Origin of the sequence: Massilia sp. DD77, from assembly GCF_036961685.1 — a bacterium.
Taxonomy (GTDB): domain Bacteria; phylum Pseudomonadota; class Gammaproteobacteria; order Burkholderiales; family Burkholderiaceae_D; genus Telluria.
On the sequence record NZ_JBAMDH010000018.1, the window covers coordinates 108,664 to 129,704 of the forward strand.

14 protein-coding genes are annotated in these 21,041 nt (G+C 67.8%); 6 read left to right on the forward strand and 8 right to left on the reverse strand.

Annotated features, from left to right (window positions below):
- The first annotated feature begins 6 nt into the window (after positions 1–6).
- From V7778_RS12820 to V7778_RS12845, 6 genes are all read left to right on the forward strand, one after another.
- Positions 7–498, forward strand: a complete 492-nt coding sequence (locus V7778_RS12820; RefSeq protein WP_335555762.1) for an Hcp family type VI secretion system effector — start codon at positions 7–9, stop codon at positions 496–498.
- 22 nt (positions 499–520) lie between these two features.
- Positions 521–1,039 carry a type VI secretion system baseplate subunit TssE gene (gene tssE / locus V7778_RS12825; protein WP_335555764.1) on the forward strand — a complete coding sequence of 173 codons (519 nt, stop codon included), beginning with the start codon at positions 521–523 and terminating at the stop codon, positions 1,037–1,039.
- Between the two features lies 1 nt (position 1,040).
- On the forward strand, positions 1,041–2,885 hold the full coding sequence (gene tssF, locus V7778_RS12830) for a type VI secretion system baseplate subunit TssF (RefSeq protein ID WP_335555766.1): 1,845 nt from the start codon (positions 1,041–1,043) through the stop codon (positions 2,883–2,885).
- A complete protein-coding gene (tssG, locus tag V7778_RS12835; protein WP_335555768.1) occupies positions 2,849–3,946 on the forward strand; it encodes a type VI secretion system baseplate subunit TssG in 1,098 nt (365 codons plus the stop codon). Before tssF ends, tssG begins: the two co-directional genes overlap by 37 nt.
- A 38-nt stretch (positions 3,947–3,984) precedes the next feature.
- The gene (gene tssH, locus V7778_RS12840; RefSeq protein ID WP_335555770.1) at positions 3,985–6,630 is read left to right on the forward strand and encodes a type VI secretion system ATPase TssH; all 2,646 of its coding nucleotides are present in this window, start codon (positions 3,985–3,987) and stop codon (positions 6,628–6,630) included.
- 63 nt (positions 6,631–6,693) lie between these two features.
- Positions 6,694–7,584 (forward strand): hypothetical protein, encoded by an 891-nt coding sequence (locus V7778_RS12845; protein WP_335555772.1) that lies wholly within the window; start codon positions 6,694–6,696, stop codon positions 7,582–7,584.
- 79 nt (positions 7,585–7,663) lie between these two features.
- Here the strand turns inward: V7778_RS12845 and V7778_RS12850 are convergent, their stop codons facing one another.
- The 8 genes from V7778_RS12850 to V7778_RS12885 all read right to left on the reverse strand — a co-directional run.
- On the reverse strand, positions 7,664–8,722 hold the full coding sequence (locus V7778_RS12850) for a PoNe immunity protein domain-containing protein (RefSeq protein WP_335555774.1): 1,059 nt from the start codon (positions 8,720–8,722) through the stop codon (positions 7,664–7,666).
- Entirely contained in the window at positions 8,673–10,157 is a 1,485-nt protein-coding gene (locus V7778_RS12855; protein WP_335555775.1) for a hypothetical protein, read from the reverse strand. The genes V7778_RS12850 and V7778_RS12855 overlap by 50 nt, the downstream gene beginning before the upstream one ends.
- Positions 10,154–13,378 carry a type VI secretion system Vgr family protein gene (locus V7778_RS12860; protein WP_335555777.1) on the reverse strand — a complete coding sequence of 1,075 codons (3,225 nt, stop codon included), beginning with the start codon at positions 13,376–13,378 and terminating at the stop codon, positions 10,154–10,156. The genes V7778_RS12855 and V7778_RS12860 overlap by 4 nt, the downstream gene beginning before the upstream one ends.
- A gap of 8 nt (positions 13,379–13,386) precedes the next feature.
- Positions 13,387–14,409, reverse strand: coding sequence for a type VI secretion system protein TssA (gene tssA, locus V7778_RS12865; RefSeq protein ID WP_335555780.1), 1,023 nt, complete (start codon positions 14,407–14,409; stop codon positions 13,387–13,389).
- Between the two features lie 38 nt (positions 14,410–14,447).
- Positions 14,448–15,224 carry an OmpA family protein gene (locus tag V7778_RS12870; RefSeq protein WP_335555782.1) on the reverse strand — a complete coding sequence of 259 codons (777 nt, stop codon included), beginning with the start codon at positions 15,222–15,224 and terminating at the stop codon, positions 14,448–14,450.
- Between the two features lie 2 nt (positions 15,225–15,226).
- Positions 15,227–16,222: a type VI secretion system-associated protein TagF gene (gene tagF / locus V7778_RS12875; protein ID WP_335555785.1), complete on the reverse strand. Its 996-nt coding sequence runs from the start codon at positions 16,220–16,222 to the stop codon at positions 15,227–15,229.
- Complete coding sequence (tssM, locus tag V7778_RS12880) at positions 16,219–19,968, reverse strand: type VI secretion system membrane subunit TssM (RefSeq protein WP_442920721.1); 3,750 nt, start codon at positions 19,966–19,968, stop codon at positions 16,219–16,221. Before tssM ends, tagF begins: the two co-directional genes overlap by 4 nt.
- A 19-nt stretch (positions 19,969–19,987) precedes the next feature.
- Positions 19,988–21,041, reverse strand: a 1,054-nt coding sequence (locus tag V7778_RS12885; RefSeq protein ID WP_335555787.1) for a hypothetical protein, incomplete at its 5' end; no start/stop codon positions are given.

The window sequence follows — 21,041 nt, forward strand, 5'->3', positions numbered from 1 at the left end:
AATAACATGGCAATTGACGTCTACCTCCAAATCGACGGGATCAAGGGCGAATCCGCCGACACCAGCCACAAGGACTGGATCGAGGTGAAATCCGTCAACTGGGAGGTGCTGCAGCCGAAATCGGCGACCGCGTCGACCGGCGGCGGCCACACCGCCGAGCGCACCGAGCATCGCGACATCGTGATCTCGAAACTGGCCGACCTGGCCACCCCGCTGCTGCTGCAGAACTGCTCGTCGGGCAAGACCCTGCCGAAGGCGAAGTTCGAGTTCCTGCGCGCCGATGGCCAGGGCGAGCGCGTCAAGTACTTCGAGATCGAACTCGAGAACGTCCTGATCAGCAGCGTGGCGCCGTCGGTGGCGCCGGGCGACATCCTGTCCGAGGACGTCAAGCTGAAGTACTCCAAGGTCAAGTGGAAGTACACCCAGCAGAAGGTCGGCGGCGGCGCGGGTGGCAACACCTCGGGCGGCTGGGACCTGTCGGCCAACAAGACCGCCTAAGTAGCAGGGAAGGGAGGCGCAAGTGCACGCTTATGTTCCCGGGCTGCTGGACCGCCTGATGGACGGGCACGGCCATGGCGCCTCCGGCGCGGGATCGCCGCATGGCGCGGCATTCCCGCGCGTGTCGATCGAGGATCTCAAGGACTCGGTCGCGCGCGACCTCGAAGCTTTGCTCAACACCCGTGTCGCCCTGCCGGAGCTCTCGTCCACGCGTTTTCCGGAATGCCGGCGCTCGCTGGTGACCTATGGCCTGCAGGACTTCGCCGGCCGTTCGCTGTCCAGTTTCGACGACCGCGCCCACATCTGCGCCTGTCTCGAGCAGGCCATCGCGCGCCACGAGCCGCGCTTGCGCAACGTGCGTGCCTCGCTCGAACTGCGCGAGGACGCGGTCAACTGCCTGAATTTTTCGATCACTGCGCTGCTGGTGGTGAGCGCGGCCCAGGAGCCGGTGAGTTTCGACGCCATCCTGCAGCCGGCCAGCCAGCACGTCACGATCAGCCGGGGACGCCGCGTGGCGGCCCTGGCATCCGCGGGAGTGTAGTTTGGAACAGCTGTTGCCGTATTACGAAAGCGAACTGGGATTCCTGCGCCGCTACTCGCGCGAATTCTCCGAACGCTATCCCAAGATCGCCGGCCGCCTGCTGATGGGCGGCGAGGTGTGCGAGGACCCGCACATCGAACGCATGATCCAGGCTTTCGCGCTGCTCAATGCGCGCGTGGCCAAGCGCCTGGACGACGACTACCCCGAATTCACCGAAGCCCTGTTCGAGGTGCTGTACCCGCACTATCTGCGGCCGTTCCCGTCCTGCTCGATCGTCCAGATGGACTACGCGGCCGCCAGCAGCCAGCTCACGGGCAGCACCAGCATCGAACGCGGCGCCATGCTCACCACGCGCAAGGTGCGCGGCGCAGAATGCGGCTTCCGCACCGCCTATCCCGTGACGGTGGCGCCGGTGGCGCTCAGCGCAGCCGCCTTCGCGCCCATCATCGACGCCCCGGCAGCCGTGCGCCTGCCGCCCGGCGCCGGCGCCGGCGTCAAGATTACCCTGTCGAGCGCCGCGCCCCAGCTCGGCCTCGGGCAGATGGGCCTGGGCAAGCTGCGCGTCTTCATCGACGGCGAGGCCTCGTTCTGCGCGGCGCTGCGCGATGCGCTGTTCATGCGCACCGCGGCCGCCTACGTCGAGGAAGGGACGAGCGGGCGCTGGATCCTGCTGGATGCGGCGCCGATCGCGCCGGCCGGCTTCGACGAGCAGGACGCCCTGATCGACTTCCCGGCGCGCTCCCACGCGGCCTACCGCCTGCTGACCGAATATTTCTGCTTCCCGGAGAAATTCAACTTCTTCGACATCGACACCGAGCGCCTGCTGGCCTTCCTGCCCGTCGGATGCCGCTCGGTGACCCTGCACCTGGCCTTGTCAAACGTCCGCGCCGACTCGAACACGGCGCGCATGCTGGGCACGCTCTCGCACAAGAACCTGCTGCTCGGCTGCACCCCGGTGGTCAACCTGTTCACCCGGCGCGGCGAGCCGATCCGCCTGACCCATACCAAGGCAAGCTACCCGGTTGTGGCGGACGCGCGCCGCGCCTATGCCTACGAGGTGGTCGCCATCGATTCGGTCAAGCTGGTGCGCCAGACGCCGCAGGGCGAATCGGTGGTCCAGTTCCGTCCCTTCTATTCGCTGCGCCACGGCCAGACCCCGGAGCAGCATGGCCACTACTGGGTAATGCGGCGCGACGAGACGGTCGCCCAGCTCAGCCCGGGCTATGAGACGCAGATCTCGATCGTCGACATCGACTTCGACCCGGCCGCGATCGAGACCGACACCCTGAGCCTGGAGCTGACCTGCACCAACCGCGACCTGCCGGCCCAGCTGGCCTACGGCCAGCGCGGCGGCGACCTGTTCATGGAGGGCGGAGCGCGCGTGAACGCCATCACCTTCCTGCGCAAACCCACCTTGTCGCAACGCTTCGAGCAGGGCGGCGGCGCCCACTGGCGCCTGATCTCCCACCTGTCGCTAAACCACCTGTCGCTGAGCGGCGGCGGGGTCGAGGCCCTGCGCGAGATGCTGGCCATGTACGACCTGCCGCGCTCGCCCGCGTCGCAGCGCCAGATTGGCGGCATCGGGGCGGTCTCCTACAAGGCGGTCAATGCCTGGCTCCCGGGGAACCCCTTCGCCAGCCTGGTGCGCGGCATGGAGGTGCGCTTGAGCGTGGACGAGGAAGCCTTCGTGGGCAGCGGCATCCACGCCTTCGCCCATGTGATCGAACGCTTCCTCGGCCTCTATGTCCACGCCAACAGCTTCACCCAGCTGGTGGTGGTATCCAGCAAAACTGGAGAAGAATTATTGAAATGCAGCCCCCGCAGCGGCGATTCCAGCCTGCTGTAATCGAACGCCTGTTCGCCCAGCCGCAGCGCTTCGAGTACTTCCAGGCGGTGCGCCTGCTCGAGCTCTGGCTCAAGCGCCAGGGCGGCGTGCGCACGGGCGCGGTGGCGAACTACCTGCGCTTCCAGAATTCGACGCGCCTGAGCTTCCCGGCCAGCCAGCTGGAAGCGATGCAGGTCGAGCCGCGCGAGCTGGGGCTGGACCGCCGCTCTCTGGGCGCCGCGGCGGCCGACGCCACCCTGAAGTATGTGCGGATCACGCCCGCCTTCATGGGACTGCTCGGCAGTTCCGGAGCGCTGCCCGCCCACTACACCGAGCGAATCGGCGGCCAGGTGCTGCACGAGAAGGACGAGGGGCCGCGCGCCTTCCTGGACACCTTCTCGAACCGCTCGCTGGCCCTGTTCTACGAAGCCTGGCGCAAGTACCGGCCGGAGTTGAGCTACCAGGGCGACGGCCACGACGGCTTCCTGCCGCTGCTGCTGTCACTAGCCGGCCTCGGCCCGGCTTCGCTGCGCCGCCGCTTCGCCGACGATACCCACGGCGAACTGCTGGACGAATCCGTAGGCTATTTCGCGGCCGCGATGCGCCACCGGCCGGCGTCGGCGGTACAGATCGCCCGTGTGCTGTCGGAGTACTTCGGCGTCGCGGCCAGGGCCGAGCAGTTCGTCGGCCGCTGGTACGACGTGCCGCCGGAGCAGCAGAGCCGCCTGGGCTTCGGCGGCGCCGTGCTGGGCGCGGGCGCCATGGCGGGCACTCGCGTGTGGCAGCGGGACCTGCGGGTGCGCATCGTCCTCGGTCCGCTGCGGCGCGCCCGCTTCGACGCCTTCCTGCCGGGCGGGAAGGCGGCGCGCGCGCTGGCCAGCCTGCTGTCCATGATGACCGGAGTGACGCTCGAGTATGAAGTGCAGCTGGTGCTGTGCGCACAGGACGTGCGGGGCGCGGTGCTCGACGCCGGTTCTGGTCTTGGCGCGCGCCTGGGCTGGGACAGCTTCCTGCCGGGTGGCGTCACTGACGCCGGGGCGCGCGACCGCGATGACGTGTGCTACGACGTGCACACCATTTGACAGATCGAACAACAATATTGACTTAGCAAGGGAATTGCATGAGCCTGAACCTGAAGACCCTGATCGGCAAACTGAACGACACCTGCCGCGCGGCGGCCACCCGCGCCGCGGGCCTGTGCGTGGCGCAAGGCCAGTACGAGGTGGACCTCGAACACCTGTTCCTGGCCCTGCTCGAACAGCCGAAGAGCGACTTCGCCATCATGGCACGCCAGAGCGGCATCGGCGCCGGCATGCTCGAGGCCGACCTGCAGGCCGAGATCGCGCGCTTCAGGAACGGCAATGCGCGCACGCCGGTGTTCTCGGCGCGCCTGCCCAAGCTGTTCGAGCACGCCTGGCTAATCGCCTCGCTCGACATTCCGCCCGGTCGCCCGGCCGCGATCCGCAGCGGGCACCTGCTGCAGGCGCTGCTGGGCGACCCGGAGCTGTCCCAGCTGGCCTACCGCGGATCGAAGCTGTTCGACCGCTTCGACGTCGACCAGATCCGCCACAACCTGGACAAGCTGGCCGCGGGGTCGCAGGAGGCCGCCAGCCTGGAGGCCCCGGCGCAGGTGGAGGGGAGCGATCCAGTCGGCGAGCTGGCGGCCGGCGCGGCCTCCAGGACCCCGGCGCTCGACCAGTTCACGACTAACCTAACCCAGCGTGCGCGCGAGGGCAAGGTCGACCCGGTGATCGGACGCGATATCGAGATCCGCCAGGCGATCGACATCCTGATGCGGCGGCGCCAGAACAACCCGATCCTGACCGGCGAGGCGGGCGTGGGCAAGACAGCCGTGGTCGAAGGGCTGGCCCTGCGCATCGCGCAAGGCGACGTGCCGGACGTGCTCAAGGGCGTGGAGATCCACACCCTCGACATGGGCCTGCTGCAGGCCGGGGCTTCGGTCAAGGGTGAGTTCGAGAACCGCCTCAAGAACGTGATCGACGAGGTCAAGAAAGGCCCGCACGCCATTATCCTCTTCATTGACGAGGCCCACACCATGATCGGCGCCGGCGGCCAGGCCGGCCAGAACGACGCCGCCAACCTGCTCAAGCCCGCGCTGGCGCGCGGCGAGCTACGCACCATCGCGGCCACCACCTGGGGCGAGTACAAGAAGTATTTCGAGAAGGACGCCGCCCTGGCGCGCCGCTTCCAGGTGATCAAGGTCGAGGAGCCGAGCGAGGAACTGGCCTGCGCGATGCTGCGCGGGATGGCGCCGCTGATGGAACAGCACTTCGGCGTGCGCATCTTCGACGAGGCGATCCGCGAGGCCGTGCGCCTGTCGCACCGCTACATCTCCGGGCGCCAGCTGCCGGACAAGGCGATCAGCGTGCTCGACACGGCCTGCGCCAAGGTCGCCCTTGGCCAGAACGCCACCCCGGGCCTGATCGAGGACACCGTGCGCCGCATCGAGCGCCTGGACGCCGAGGAAGCGCTGCTGCTCCGCGAGCAGGCCGGCGGCGCCGGCCATGGCGCGCGCCTGGACGAGCTGGGGAGCGAGCGCGCCGCCCTGAATGAACGCCGCGCGGCGCTGCAGGCGCGCTGGGAGCAGGAGCAGGCCCTGGCGGCTCGGATCACGGAGGGCCGGCGTGCCCTGGAAGAAGCGGGCGAGGGCGGCGGGACCGCCAAGGATGTCCAGGTCCTGCTCGGTGAGTTGCGCGCCCTGCAGGGCGAGGCGCCGATGGTGCCAGTGCAGGTCGACGGCCACGTGGTGGCCGAGATCGTCGCCGGCTGGACCGGCATCCCGCTCGGGAAAATGGTCAAGGACGAGATCAAGACGGTGCTGAACCTGAAGGACCTCCTGGAGCAGCGCGTGGTCGGCCAGCCGCAGGCGATCGAGGCCGTAGCCCAGCGCGTACGCACGGCGCGCGCCAACCTGGACGATCCGAACAAGCCCAAGGGTGTATTCCTGTTCGTCGGCCCCTCGGGCGTGGGCAAGACCGAAACTGCGCTGGCCCTGGCGGATGTGCTGTATGGCGGCGAGCGCAAGCTGGTCACCATCAACATGAGCGAATACCAGGAAGCGCACAGCGTCTCGGGACTCAAGGGTTCGCCCCCGGGCTATGTCGGCTATGGTGAAGGCGGCGTATTGACGGAGGCCGTGCGGCGCAACCCGTACAGCGTGGTGCTGCTGGACGAAGTCGAGAAGGCGCATCCGGACGTGCTGGAGCTGTTCTTCCAGGTATTCGACAAGGGCGTGATGGATGATGCGGAAGGGCGCGAGATCGACTTCCGCAACACCATCATCATCCTGACCTCGAACGTGGCTTCCAGCGTATTGATGGGGGCTTGCCTGAACAAGACGGACGAGGAAAGGCCGGCGCCGGAAGCGTTGGAAGAGATGATCCGGCCGCACCTGGTCAAGCAGTTCAAGCCGGCCTTCCTCGGGCGCCTGAAGGTGGTGCCCTACTATCCGTTGTCGGATGATGTGCTGGCCGATATCATCGAGCTGAAGCTGCGCCGGATCGGAGAACGCGTCGCCGCCAACCACAAGGCGGACTTCGTCTTCGACGAGGCGCTGGTGGAAGGCGTGCTGGCGCGCTGCACCGAAGTGGACTCCGGCGCGCGCAACGTCGACAACATCCTCAACGGCAGCCTGTTGCCGGAAGTGGCGGAGGCGGTGCTGGGACGGATGGCGGAGGGCGGTGCGATCGCGCGGATTGCCGTCAGCGCGGGCGAGGATGGCCGGTTCAGCTACGGGGTCGAGTAAGCCGAGGCTCGCAAGGACATCAATGAAGGAACGCACGCGATGAAGCGGCGAAGAGCCTGCTGGATGCTGGTGCTGGTCATGGGCGCCACGACCCTGTATGCCGCGCCTGCGCTCGATCCCGAGCACTATGTGCGGCAACAGGGCTGGAAGCGCTACGAGGGGAAGCCGAGTGCGAAGGCGCTCGGCGCGGAGCTCGTTCCTGTGATGTTCTACGATAAGGGGAATGCGGTCCCGAGCTGCGGCCTGCTCACCGGCGGCGGGGCCGGAAGTCCGCCGGGCTTCATCGAACTGGTCGGTTCGGAGCCTGGCGTGAACTTCCCCCAATGCCTGGACCTGGTCGCGATCACGCCTTTCCGGATGAGGAACCTCGAGTACGTGGCTGTCGAGTATCGGTCGCGCGAGACGCGCGAGGATATCGAACGCGGCTTCCACTACCTGGTCCGGGACCCGGTAAAGGGTTTTCTCACAGACGAAGCCTTGACCGGAGCGGTTCCATCAATGCCGCTTGAGCTCCCTGCGGCGACATCGATCGACGCCGTCCGTATAGCCCGTTCCGCAGCGCTGGCCAGGGACTATCCGCAATGGGGCTTGGTGGAACGGGATTTCATCTCGGACAACGCATCCTCTTTTGCGGTGTTCGAAGACAGGAAGGCGCAGCAATGCCACTTTGTCGCGGAAGCCGGCGGAGCGCCGCTTGCGTTCAGCCAGGCGGTATTCTTCCCAGCGGCTGCGTGCGCGGGCGTCCTCGCGTCCAGCCGATACGAGAGGAGTGGCGTGGTGTACTACCTCGTCATGTTCACGTCCCGAGACAAGCAGCGGCTGGTGGCCGTGACATCGGTCGCAGCGGACGGCAAGATCACGGCGGAAAAATCCTTGTCCGATGCGATCCAGCGCGCGGGGGATATCCGCGACATGAGGACGGCAAAAGCTGCGCTTGCCAAAGGTTTGCAATAGGGCGGAGCCAGCGATGCTGGCGCAAAGCATGCCGTGCATGCGGCGCGGATCCACGGGGAATCCGCCCGAAAGACTTCTTCTAGTCTGCGTTCTTGAGCCGCCAGACGGTTAATCCATATGGCGAACCCAGATCGCGCATCGTATCGCCGATATTGTAAGTTGCAGATTCGGACGGCACGCCTATTGATTCCCATCGACCGCTCACGGGGCATGACTCGCCCGCTTTCGCCCGAACTTCTTTGGGTCGCGAGCCTGTCTCGGTCTTAAACTGTGTCTGGTTAGCGTTCCAGAAGTCGGCGAGATCTCTCGGGTAGAATTCAAGGTTCCTATAGGTCCGGTCATCGATCCCCAAGGCGATGGTAATAGCTGCGGCTTCCCATGACCAATAGCCAAGGAACTGGTTATTGCGAGCATGCGCATTATAGTATGGTTCGCGCCTACTGGCTTCATACCAGTCCTGAAGGTATTCCTGCATCAGTGTTGGTCGATGAGCGGGAAGAGCGTCGAAAATTGCGAGCGTTTTGTAGTATGGCAGGTGCCGTGTGCATTCGGTAGGAATCGGATGCGGACGATGCGTGTAGAACGACGCCAGGCGTTCGAGCATTCCGTCGCGGATAGGATTGTTATAGTCGATCAATGCCATCACGCGCGGGACCAGATCCGGATAACCGAGCAGAATCGCAAAGCAGAGCAGGCGATTGGCGCGTTCGAATTCGACATCCTGAATGAAAAGATGCGGTGCCAATGCCTGGGTTCCAGACTGTGTCGCGTTGTATGCTTCCGAATAGAGGCCGTACTCCTCGAAGAATGCCAGGACGGTCGGATAGAAATCTCGCAGGGAGGACACATCAGACCCAGCGGAATAGCTGAGAGTCAGGAGGTCGAGTGCATAATGCGTCCGGCCGTCGGTCAGGCGCAGAAGTGTCGCCGCGTCTTTCGTACTTACCCATTCGCGGTCCGACAGCTTCTTGGCGGCTTTGGGAATACGTGGGATCAGATCCCCCGCTTCGTCCGCATATGCGGCGTAATCGAGGAGTAGTTCCCGTTTGTTGGCGTTAAAGCGTGATGTCGAAAGAAGCTCAAGCATATTATCTGTCAAGAATATTATCGGGAAGATTGAGTATGGTTTGTACTTCATGATTGGCGCCGCCGGACTGCCTGTGCTTGTGCAACTGCCTCCCGGTGACTAGCGAAATCCAGCGAAAGTAGGGGCACGTGGTGTCGTCGTCATCTCGCCAGTCACGGATAAGCCGGGTTAGTTTGGCTCCTTGCGTGGTCAGGTTCTCTGATCTCAGCTTATTGAATATCCACTTGTGGCTCATTTGTGTCGCCAGGCCCGTATCCGGGTTCGGTCTGTTAAGTCCTTTGCTGACTTCTTTTTCGTCCTGTTCAGTTTCTCCTATCCTGACCCGGCGATTGGCAAGCCTGTCGCGCTCCTCGCTATGGAAAATATTGGGTTGGCCGCTTTTGGTCGGGTTGGCTGCCTCGTTTTCACGCAGGACGTCGAAAGCATCCCTTAGCTCGGCCGGCAGCGCCCCGAGCAGAGCGAAGGAGTCGAAGATGCTCGACTTCGTTTCTCCTACCACGAACGGCCTTCCCCCCGCATTGTTATGCCACAGGTGGTCTAAGCCATTGTGTGGAAGGCTATGCTCTTCGATGAGACGCCCGCTATTGTTCGCCTTTCGAAAGTGCGCGTGCTTACGACGCACATAATAATCGGTGATGTGCTCGGCGGGAATGCCGCTGCGCCAGGACTGCTTTTTCTTCTTTGCGGCTTTGCGCGTACTCGTAGTCGCGTTGTTGGTCTGCGCCCGGGCACTCCTCTCCTGGACCGGAGGACGGGTACTTACCCTGCCTGTCGGCGAGGGTGCGGACGCGCGCGTGCGTGTTCCTGTGGACGCGGCAGACCTGGACGCCGGAGGCCGTGGTCGCGACGCAGTCGGCGTCACAGCTGCCGTGTTCCTCGGCAGATCATGTCCAAGCATCCGGGCGTGCATCTTCTTGAGCTCGGCGAAGGCGCTATCAATCATCTGCGGTCCGCGCCGCTGAATGGCGCGCAGCTCCGCGATCATCTGCGCCACCTCGCCGCGGCCAGCCACCACCTTCACCATCCAGCTGTCGATGGCGTCGATGAAGGCGTCCATGGTGCGCCCGAACAGCGATTTCGCATGCCTGGTCAGCATGCCCCAGTCGAGGTTGCGCATGAAGCGCTCGACGTTCCCACGCAGCTTGGGCGAGACCGCTTCCAGGATGCGGCCGAAACTGTGGCCCTGTTTCATGAGCTTGAAACCGGCCTTGAGCGCGTCGCCGGCGGCGGGAATGCAGCCGATCAGGCTGATCACCAGGTCGGCCCAGGCCATTACGCTGGCGGGCGACTTCGAGATGGCGATCACGCCCAGGATCAGGTCGCGGGCATCCATGGCCTGGCCGACGCCGGGGATGACCCCCAGGACGGCGGTCACGATGATGTGCGAAGGGGATGAGCCGGCACCGGTGACCAGTCCACCCAGCCAGGCGCCGATGCCCGCATCCGCCTGCCGGATGGCGCGCCTAGCGGGGGCCGCGCCGCTCATGCCTGTTCTCCTGCCGCGTCGTCCGCGTCATCCGTGTCGTGTTCTCCCTCGTGCAGCTCGCGGTAGCTGCGTTCCTCCTGGCGCTGTGCGGTCGTATCCTCGTCATCGTAGCGGTAGTCGTCATAGTGGAAATCGTAGTCGAGATCACCTGCCTCGTCGTCCATGGCCGCTGCCAGGTCGTCGAGCTCGTCGGGGAAGTAGTTTTCCTTGTAATGGGCGTCCTCCTGCGCTAGGTACTGCTCCAGCAGCCGCTGCGCCTCCTCGTCGCTGGCCGGCTTGGCGCCGAGCAGGGCGTTGGGCTTGCGCTGGCGGCGTGGCTGGGCCTCGCGTTCGTCTTCGCCGTAGCTGACCAGCGCGGCGCCCGCAGGCACGTTCTCAAGCCGAGCAAAGCCGCGCGCATCGAGTTTGCCGGCAAGGCTGGTGCCATTCTCGAACACCACCTTGTAGGGCGCGCCGACCATGGGCTGCATGTCGTCCCAGCGGTAGTTCAGCTCGAGGAAGTTGCCGACCTGGCCGGGTTGCGGCAAGGCCGGCAGCTCGGGCGAACTACTCTGCGGCCCGGCCAGTTCCTTCATGCTGGCCTTGAACGCCATCGTGCCAGGTCCGTGGATCTCGATATTGCCGCCTTCGAGCTTGATCCATGCTCCTTGCGCGGTGAGCAGGACATGCTTCGCGGCCGCGACCTGCACGTTCTTCTCGACGCTGGCCACGGTCAGCGTCTTGTCCGCCGTCAGGCGCGTCGGCCCCGACTGGCTCTGGCTGCTGAACTTCCCGCTGGCCGCGTGCAGGCGGATGCCGGTTTCCTGGTTCGGCTTGGCGGTGCTGGTCGCTTTTCCATAGGTGAACAAGGTAATGCCGCTCCGGACGCTGTGGAAGGCATTGCCCTGGGAGGCGAAGTTGATGTCCTGGGCGGCGCCGATGCTGCTGGTGGCGCCTGCCGAGATGATCGTCGAGGCCGGCGTCACGGCGGCGATCCCGGCGGGCGACGACAGCTGGAGCTGGGCGTCGGAGAACGCGGTCGACTGGCTGGTGCCCAGCACCTTGGCCGTGTGGGCCAGCGCCGCGACGGCGGGCAGCTGGTCTGGCGCAGGATCATCTGCGAACACCGCCTTGTGCTTGCGCGCCGTCTCGGCCAGCGCGGCCTGCATGGCGTGGGTGCTTTCGACCTGCATGACGGCTTCCGCGGCATCGAGCAGGGGCGCTCCGGTGGATCCCGGCTCGGTGCTGATCAGCAGGCCGCGTCCCGCGCGCAAGGCCAGGCTGTCCTGGGTCTTGAGTTCGGCCCCGAAGCCGGCCGGGTCCAGGCGCTGGTTGTCGCTTTGATGGCGCAGGAAGCCCAGGTTCAGCTCCGCATTGCCTTCATGGGGCTTGGCATGGCGCTGCAGGGCAGCCCTGGCCTGCCCGGGACTGTCGTCGAACACCAGCTGGCTGTAGGCGCCGCCGCCCGAGGCGCTGTCGGCGAGCGCCTGGCTTTTCAGGCCCGACAGCGCCGCCGGGTGGGCGTGGCCGTCGGCCTTGCCGGGGAACCAGGGATTGGCGTTGCCGGTGGCTGCGCCGGCGCCGGCCTGCACCCGGTTATGCTGCGCATCCTCCGCGCCGGCGCCGTTGTAGACGGCCCCGATCACGACCGGCCGGTCGATATTCCCGTCCAGGAAGTCGACCAGCACTTCCTGGCCCACGCGCGGCAGCGCATGGCTGCCCCAGTTGGCGCCGGCCACCGGGGCCAGGGGCGTGGCTACGCGCACCCAGGTGCCGGCTTGTTCGTTGGCCGGGGCGCCGGCATGGCCGTCCGGGCTGGGATGGTCGAGGCGATTATGGCTGGCGGCGCCGCGCTGCCAGTGGAACTGGACCTTGATGCGGTGGTCGCGGTCGGTGTACACGGGCATGCCGGCCGGTCCGACGACGATCGCCGTCTGCTGGCCCTGGACGGTGGGGCGCGGATGGAGCAGGCGGCCATGGCCGTCCAAGCGGCTGGCGCGGTAAGGCGTGCTACGGCGGATCGCATCGAAACGGTTACGGTACACGGGTCGCTCGGCGATCCGCGCGCCGCTCGCGTGCAGGCTGCCGGCCAGCTCCTCGGCGCCGAGGGCCGCCACCGGGTCGCGCCCGAGTTGCCGGACCAGCCGGGACGAGGTCTCGGCGTCCAGATTATTGTGGGCCAGGTGGCGCACGCGCACGATCAGGAAGTCCTGGCCGCTGATGTCCTCGCGGCCGTGGTCGGCGAGCGTGAACGTGGTGCCGGGCACGAAGCTGCGTACCGTGCCGGCGCCCACGTGGACTTCCTTGGCGGCCTCGAGCGCCTGCAGCTGGCGCTCGGCTATGCGCTCGCCATGCGCGCGGTCCGGGTAGGCATACACACCGGGCACGTCTTCGCTCGCCAGGTCAAGCTTGGCGGCGGACGAGGCGCCGGTGATGCGCGGCGAGCGGCTGCGGTAGTCCCAGCTGCGCAGGGCGACGGCATTGGTGCCCAAGCGGCTCTCGAGGCGCCAGCGGTCGACGCTGTCGGCGGACATGACGGCCCCCGGCTGGGTGAAGCGCACGGCCGACTGCGCGTTCGGCTTGAACGCGTCGTTGCTGTCGGCGATCACCAGGGTATGGGCGCCGAACGACGGGCTGGCCGTGTCGCCCGCATGTTCGAAAAAGGCGAACAGGCCTTCCTCTGCCATCAGGCGCTGCACGAAAGCGAGGTCGCTTTCCTGGTATTGGGTGGCCAGGCTGCGCAGTGGGTAGTCCGAGCGCAGGGCATCGATGCGCCAGCTCGGCGCCAGCCGGCCCTTGCCGGACCACGCGCCGAACACGGCGTCGATGATGTCCGGCACCGACATGTCCTGGAACACCCGGCTGTCGCGCCCCAGCGCCAGGAAGGCGGTCCAGGGCTCGATGTGCAGGACATAGCGCGCCAGGCCGCCGTTGGCGCCGGTCAGCTCGGCAGCGGTGACGTGGCCGTGGAAGTGGCGGTCCGGCATCCCGGGGCCGGCCGCCAGCTCCAGCAGCACCGGCTGGCCGAGAAGGGACTTGAGCGCCAGCGAGGCGTCGGTCGACAGGGCCGACACGCGCAGCAGGTAGCGGGCGTCGATGGCTTCCTCGCCATGCAGCGATTCGGCCAGCAGCGTGTCTAGCCCGAGCGGCGTGTGCAGACGGAGCAGGCGCGTGGACTGGGTCCAGGTCGACAGCGCCGCCATGACGGACTGCACCAGGGAGGGATCGGCGAATGCGGACATGAGCGGCCTCAATCCTGCCGCGGCTGAACGCCGAGCAGCTCCTCGATGTGGGCCAGCGAGGACGAGTCCTTGACCACGGAGCGCAGCCAGGTGTGCAGGTCCTGTTCTCCTGCATTGGCCGCCTTGTCCGCGAAGTAGGACACCGGGCTGTGCGGCTCGGTACGGCGGAAGAATTCCGCAATCGCGCGCAGCTGGGTCAGCGCCTGGGCGCGCGAGGTGATCGCTCCCGGCGGGCCGGCGTGGATGACGGTCGCCGGCGCGTCGTTGCGCAGGGCGATTGGCATGGCGCCGTGTTCGGTGGTTTCCATGGAGGCCGTGGCCACGGTCGGGGCGGCGGGCATCAGCCCGAGCAGGCTGGCGATCGCATCGCGCGCCGCGACGAAGGCCGGCGCGTCGTTGCCGAGCCGGGCGTCGACCGCGCGCTCCAACCCCAGCAGGGCGTCCATGCAGGACTGCGCGTCGGCCGCGAAAGCCTCGCGGAAGGCGGCGGAGCTGTTGCGGCGCGCCGCCTCCATCTCGGCCAGGGGGCGGCCATCATCGAGGTTGGCCTTGCGCGCCACTTCGAAGTCGAGCAGGGTCCAGGCGCTACCATTGCCGTCGGTGACCGGGATCTCCTTCAGCAAGGCCGGAATGCGCGCCAGCAGCCAGGCAAGGTTGCCGATGCGCTGCTCCTGGTCGCCGTCTTCCGCTTCCGGATACAAGCCCTGGTCCCAGAAATGCTCGACCAGGCCCGCCGTCACGCGCAGGCCCTCGGCCAGGCCGGCCAGGTGGTGGCGCTTGGCGGCCGCCTCGGCCAGCCACACGCCCAGGCGCAGGTCCTTGCTGGCGCCGGCCAGCAGGGCGGCGCAGCGCTGCACCACGAAGTCCCAGTCGGCTTCCTTCAGCTGGGTGACCCATTCGCCTTGGTCGAGCGACGGGTCGTCGAACTTGCGGGCATGGGCGATGGCGTCCATCTCCGGCGAGAACGCCAGGTCGGCGCCCGCCGGCTGGGCGGCGCTGACCGGCTGGAGTAGCTGCTCTGCTGTAAACATGCTGGATCCTCTGACAATGTCGTAGTGATGCGGGGCGCTTACTGCGCGATCCGGAATTCGATACGGCGGTTGCGCGCGCGGCCCTCGGCGGTGTCGTTGCCGGCCACGGGCCGGTCGGCGCCCTGGCCGGAGGCCGTCAGCAGGTCGCCGTTGATGCCGCGGCTCGCCAGGTAGGTCTTCACGGCTTCCGCCCGGGCCTGGCTCAGGCCGTGGTTGGTGGCGGGCAGTCCCACATTGTCGGTGTGGCCGATGATCTCGACCTTGCGGCCCTTCACCTTTTGCATGGCGCGGATCATCTCGTCCAGGATGGCGCGCCCCGCCGGGGTGAGGGCCGCCTTGCCGCTCTCGAATTCCACAGTGCGGTTGGCCAGCGCGCTGTCGAGGACGCCCTGGTCGGCGCTCGCGACCCGCAAGCCGTTGTTGACGGTATAGGTCGGGTTCAGGCTTGCCGCCGCTGCGCTGGCGATCTTCTGGCGCTGCGCTTCGCTCGCGACCTCGCCGCGCAGGCTGACCGTGGTGCCGTCGATCCTGAGCTGGCCGCGCGAGATCTGCTTTAATTCGGGCGACAGCAGCTTGCCGACGTAGCCGTTCCAGTTCGCCGGCGTGGCGACCTGGCCGACGGAGATCTGGTCGACCACGCGCTCTTCGCCGTACAGTTCGCGCAGCCTGGCCAGCACGCCGGCCTTGGTTGCTTCGTCGGGCACGGTGCCGGCGGCCAGCACCTGTCCGGGTTGGGGAGCGGGGCCCTGGGCCTGGGCGGATGCGCCGGCGGCCAGGGCAGACAGGGAAATGAGGAGGATGAGCAGTCTTGCCATGTTCAGGTTCCGATAAAAGCAGTGCATAGCGAATCGAGGGCGGACTTCAGCGAGAGCTCGGATTGCGCCAGGTAGGTCGACAGCTTCCTGACCGCATAGTCGTCGTCGACCTGGTCCTCGACCCAGTCCAGCTCCTCGAAGCCGATGTGGCGTTCGAGCGCGGCGCGCGGGTCGATGATGGCGTGCAGGGTGGATGCCGAGGCGCCGCTGAAGCCCAGCACCAGCGCCGGCCGGTCGGCGATGCGGGTGAGGAAGAGCGCCAGCTCGAAGTCGGCGCGCGCCAGGAAGGGCGTGATCACGTGCATCCAGTAGGCCGCCACCAGGCTGCGGTACATGGGGTCTTGCGGCAGCGGCAGCAGCAGGCTCTTTTCGAGCCGGCTGGAGCTGCTGGCCAGCACCGGTTGCAGGAGCATGCCCAGGGCCAGCAGTAGCTGGCGCACCGAACCCTCGTAGCCGGCCTGGGCCAGCATGCCCTGCAGGCCGCCCACCGTCTGCACCTCGAGGAAGTCGGCGAAGGCGGCGTCGTAGGCGGAAGTGCGCAGGTCCAGTTCGATGGCCTGGCCGGCGGCCGCTTGCAGCGGCGCCGTGGCATCCGGTGCGCTGAGCACGCCGCTGGAGAGCGAGGCGAGCCGGTTCCACAGGCGGTTCAGCACCAGCGGTGAATCGGGCACAAAGGCCGAAGGCTCGCTCACCTCCAGTGCGCTCATCATGAGGAAGGGGAAGCGGCGGCTGGACTGGTCGGCGCTGGCGACGATGTGGCCGGCGATCGCGTGGCGGCGGCGCGGGCCGATGATGGCGAAATGCAGCGGCGCCATCGCGTCGTAGCTGAGTTTCCAGCGGGCGTCGGTGCTGACCAGGTCCATGGCGCGCGCCAGCCAGTCGTCCAGCACCTTGATCAGGGCCGGGTTGTCGCTGCCCTTGACGAAGTCGCCGCGGCTGGGGACCTTGCCGAAATAACCGACGCTGGCGGCGGTGGCGCTGGTGACGGCGCGGCTCATTGCGCCGCTCCAGCCGGCGCGGCAGCGATCACCGTCTCGGGCAGGCGTAGGCGCTTGAAGCTTTGCCCCGAGGGCGGCGGCGCGGCCACCGCCTTGCGGGTGCCGATCACCTTCAGGTTCGCAGTCACGCTCACGCCTTCGCCGGACCAGGTCAGCTCGAACACGCCGCCGTCCTTGCGCTTGCGGTTCGAGGCCTCGACCATGGTCTTGAGGCCGAAGCGCCCAGCTTCGTCGAGCAGGGTGACGGTGCGGCCCTGCGGCGTGATGGCAGTGATGCGCGCGCCGGGAGTCCCGAAAGCGCTCGGCCAGGCCATGTGGACCCAGGGCTGGGGCTGGCCGCGCCAGCGCAGCGCCTGGCCGTCGATCTCGATCGTGAATTCGGTGGCGCCGCTGGCGCCCAGCGCCTGCAGGTCGAACATGGTCTGTTCCTCGCCCGCTGTGGCGGCCGCCACGTTGGCGACGGAGCCGCCCGTGAGCGGCGCCACCCAGCCGGGGAAGCTGGCGGCCACGCCGGGCGCCAGGCGGATGCCCATGTCGGCCCAGGTGCGGGCGCTCAGGGTGTCGCCCCGGCGCACCACCAGCGGGCCGATGGTGGTGTCGAAGAACTTGGCGATCGCGCCGCCCGGGCCGAACACCTCGCCGATCTCCTGGCTGCTCGCCTCCAGGCGCGATTCGGCCGAGAACGGGTACTTGGGCGCCAGGCGTTGGCGGAAGGGCGTCAGCACCTGGGCCGCCCAGACCTTGTCGATCTCGGCCTCGGCCGGCTTGACGATCACCGCGAAGCCCTGCATCAGCGGACGCACCAGCAGCGGGCGGATGGCCTGCTTTTGCGCGTCGCCCATCCCGGTCAGCATCTGCTCGTCCACGTACTTGAGCGCGTCGGCCAGCTCGGAGCCGCTGCCGTCCAGGGTCTGCTGCATCAGCTGCTTGGCGCCGGGGCCGGGGTCGCCCTGGTTCTTGATGGTGTTGAAACGGCCGCGCAGGCGCGACATATGATCCAGGTAGCCGCGCATCAGCGAGGCGTTGTTGTCCTTGCTGACCACCATGCGCGCCACGCCGGCGAACTCGCGGCCGACAGGACCGAGCGGCAGGGCGGCGTTCTGGGTGGCGCCGCCGGCGGGAATGCTGATGTTCACCTGCGAGGGCTTCTGGCGCAGGATGGTCTCGCGGAACCAGGCCATGGCGCCGCGCTGGGCGCGCTCGATGCCGGCGTCGACCAGCGTCGGGTTGTCCCACGAGGTTTGCTCGTACACGGTGGCCACCAGCTTGCCGATCGGCGAAGTCTGCGGGTCGCCCAGGCGGTTCATGGCGCCGGCGGCGGCGTCGAAGCCGTCCAGCTCGCGCACCGTGACGCCCTGCAGGAATTTCTGCCATTCCTTGGCGTACTCGGTCTTGTACAGCTCCACCAGCACCTTCTGGATCTGTTCCGGGCTGCCTTCCAGGGTCAGGTCGTCGCGGGCGGCCGTCTTGAGCACCCAGTCGGCGCTTTGCAGCTCTCGGTTGGCGGCGTCGCGGAAGGCGTCCTGCACGAACCCTTCCCAGGCGGCGCGCGTGAAGGTGCCGGGAATGGCATAGCTGCCCAGCACCAGTTCCTTGTCCTGCTCGCCCACGATGCGGGCCACGGTCATGGTCGGGTAACGGGTGGCGGCGCGCGCCTTGACGTCGGCGTAGACCCGTTCGCGCGCCGGCATGCCGCGCACCACGCGGCGCAGGTTGTCGCGGGTCTGGTCGACCAGGGCCAGCTTGGGCTCGATGCGCGGCCAGGCGACGTCCTGGATCTGCGCCAGGTGGAAGGAAATGATGCGTTCCGCGCTGCGGATCATTTGCTCGCGCGGCATGGCGCCGCGGTTGGCGTCGAGCCAGTTGCGCCAGAAGCGGGTGAGCTGGTCGTTCAGGTGGGCGCCTTCGGCGCGCGCCGGGTCGGCCAGCATCAGGTAGGTCTTGAGCGCGTTGTAGGCGTCCTCGCTGCTGGTCGGCGAGGCGTCCTTGAACTGCTGGGAAATCTCGGGATCGACGGCCGCCGCGACCGGCGATGCGCCGCCACGGGTGGACGGCTGGAGCTGGGCCGCGTTGCGGTTGACGTCGGCCAGGAAGCCTTCCAGCGCCTCGCCGACCGGCTTGAGCATGATGTCGCGCACGCCGCTGAAGTATTCCTCGCGCAGCTTGCGCTCCAGGTAGGCCCCCTGGTACAGGCCCAGGCTGAGCGAAAGCGGCCGATCTTCGCGGTAGGCTTCCAGCTGCTCGATGCGGTCCTGCAGGATCTGCAGGGCCTCGAAGCGCGACTGCAGGTCAACGCCCCTGGCCTGGACGCGCGCGGCCTGCACCAGGTCGGCCTCGACATTGGCCACCAGCTGGCGGTTGTTCATGGTCGACCAGGTCCAGCCGCCCAGGGCCAGGCCGGCCAGCGCGACGCCGGCGACGAAGGCGGCCTGGCGCATGCGGGTTTTGGCCGGGCTGGCGTACTGCGCCACCAGGTCCTTGTCGGCAAAGATCACCTTGCGGAACAGGTTAAGCAGGAAGTAGCCCTGCTGCTGGACCGTGTCCTCGTGCTCATGCGGCTGCAGGCGGATGTCGAAACGCTGGGCCACGCGGCGTGACGAGGCCGACACCGGCTCGCCTTCCTGCAGCGCGCTCGTGAAGTAGAAGCCACGGAACACCGGCTTGAACTGGAAGGGGTTTTCCTCGAACAGGGTAGCGATGAAGGAGCGCAGCGGCGCCTTGACGTGCGAGAACTCGAGCGGGAAGGTGAACACGCCGGACGGCATGCGTTCGCGCCACTGCAGGGCCATGTTGGCCGCGCTCATGTCCTTCAGGCCCTCGTACAGTTCGTCGAAGCGGGCGTCGAACTGGTCCAGCACCTGCTGGCCGCTGGCGTTCTGGTTGTAGGGCAGGGTCGCGCCCCACACGCGGTCGCGCTCGCCCCGCTCGGCGTCCTGGAAGAATTCGCTGAAGCCGGTGATCAGGTCGGCCTTGGTGAACACCACATAGACCGGCGCATGGACCTCGAGCTTCTCGGTCAGCTCTTGCACGCGCTGGCGCAGGTTCTTGGCCAGGTTGATCGCGAACTCGGGACGGTTGCCCGCCAGTTCGGCCACGCTGACCGCGATGATCACGCCGTTGATCGGCGCCTTCTTGCGGTGCTTCTTGAGCAGCGCCAGGAAGCCGAACCACTCGGCGCGGTCTTCCTCGTGCACCGCGTAGCGCCCGGCGGTGTCGATCAGGATGCCGTCGGTGGTGAAGAACCAGTCACAGTTGCGGGTGCCGCCGACGCCGTGCACCACCTTGCTGTCGGCGAAGGGGAACTGCAGGCCCGAGCTCGCGATGGCCGTGCTCTTGCCGGCCGCCGGGTTACCGATGACCATGTACCAGGGCAGCTCGTACAGTGCCGCGTCGCCCGACAGCTGGCCCAGCTTCGAGCCCTTGATGGTGGCGATCGCGTCCAGCATGCGCTGGCGGATCTCTTCCTGTTCCTGGCGCTGGGCCGGGCTGGCCTTGAGCACGGGCGCGGGCGTGGCCTGCTGCTCCAGCATCTCGCCCAGTTGCGCGCCGGCGCGGCGCCGGCGGCGCCAGCGCCACAGCCAGGCGGCGGCGCCGGCCAGCAGCGCGCCCAGGAAGATGGCCCAGGCCCAGGTCGCGGGCAGGCCGAGCAGGGAGGAAGCGATCCACAGCAAGGCGGCGAGGGCGAGGGCGCCGGCCAGGGTCATGCTGGTGCGGGTGGTCAGGAACTGCTTCAGTGTTTGCATCATCGGATACTCGGTTGCTCGTTCAGGAATGCAGGGCGGCCGGACGTATCAGCGCCGCCACGCGTTGCAGGGGATCTTCGTTGCTCACGCACAGGGCCGCGTCGCCGGCCTCGGTAGCGTGGTGATGGGCCAGGGCCAGCGCCGCCAGGAAGGGCACGTCGCCGCAATCGCCGCAGGCCCGCCCGGCGCCGAGCACCTCGGTCCCCGCGTCCAGCTCAGGCGTCGCGGCGCGGGCGAACTCCATCAGCTCTATGACCCGGGCCGTGCGGTGCCCGGTGTCGGCAAACAGGGCGCCGGCCTGCGTGGCGCCGTCCGCCAGCAGCGGCGCGGCGGCCCGGCTCAGCGGGCCCGCATCGGGCTTGCCGGCAGCATCTTGGTACGGTGCGAGCGTCGTTTGCAGCATCGCCCCACGGGTGCCGAACAAGGCGGCTTGCGCTGCGTCGGCCAGCAGCACGCCCGCCGCGCCTTCGCCGGGCATCCGCCCCTGCGGCCGGGCGGCGCCGAACAGGGCGCCTTGGCGCGCCAGCGCCTCGACGCTGTCCTCACCGATGCGCGATGCGCATGCAAGCACGATGGCCAATATGGTTTCGCCGGCGGCGCCCTGGCCGGCCAGGCCAGCCAGCACGGCCGCGCTGGAGTGCTGCGCCGCCACGGCATGGATGCGTCCAGCGGGCCATCCGGCCTGGGCCGCGATATGGGCGAGCCACCCCGCCGCCGCGGCGCGCTGCTGCTCGCTCCAGTCGCCGGCCAGGGCGGCGCGTACCTGCAGCATGGGCGCACCGGCGCCGCTGTCCGGCAGCGCCGCCTGCGGATGCGCGGCCGCGTGCAGGGCCAGCTCGGCGGCGACCGGAGAGGCGAGCAGCAGGGCGCGCCACTGTTCCGGATTCCACTGCGGGTCAGGCATGCCGCCAGCCGCCAGCCAGGCCGCGATCTCGCCCTTGTACGCTGCTTCGGCGTCGGCGAGCGCGTCCTCGGCGCGCAGACTCAGGAGCGGATAGCCGTCGTCGTCCACCAGTTCCGGATCGAGGTCGGCGCGGGCGCGGCCGCTGCGCAGGGCGTCCAGCAGCTCGGCGGGC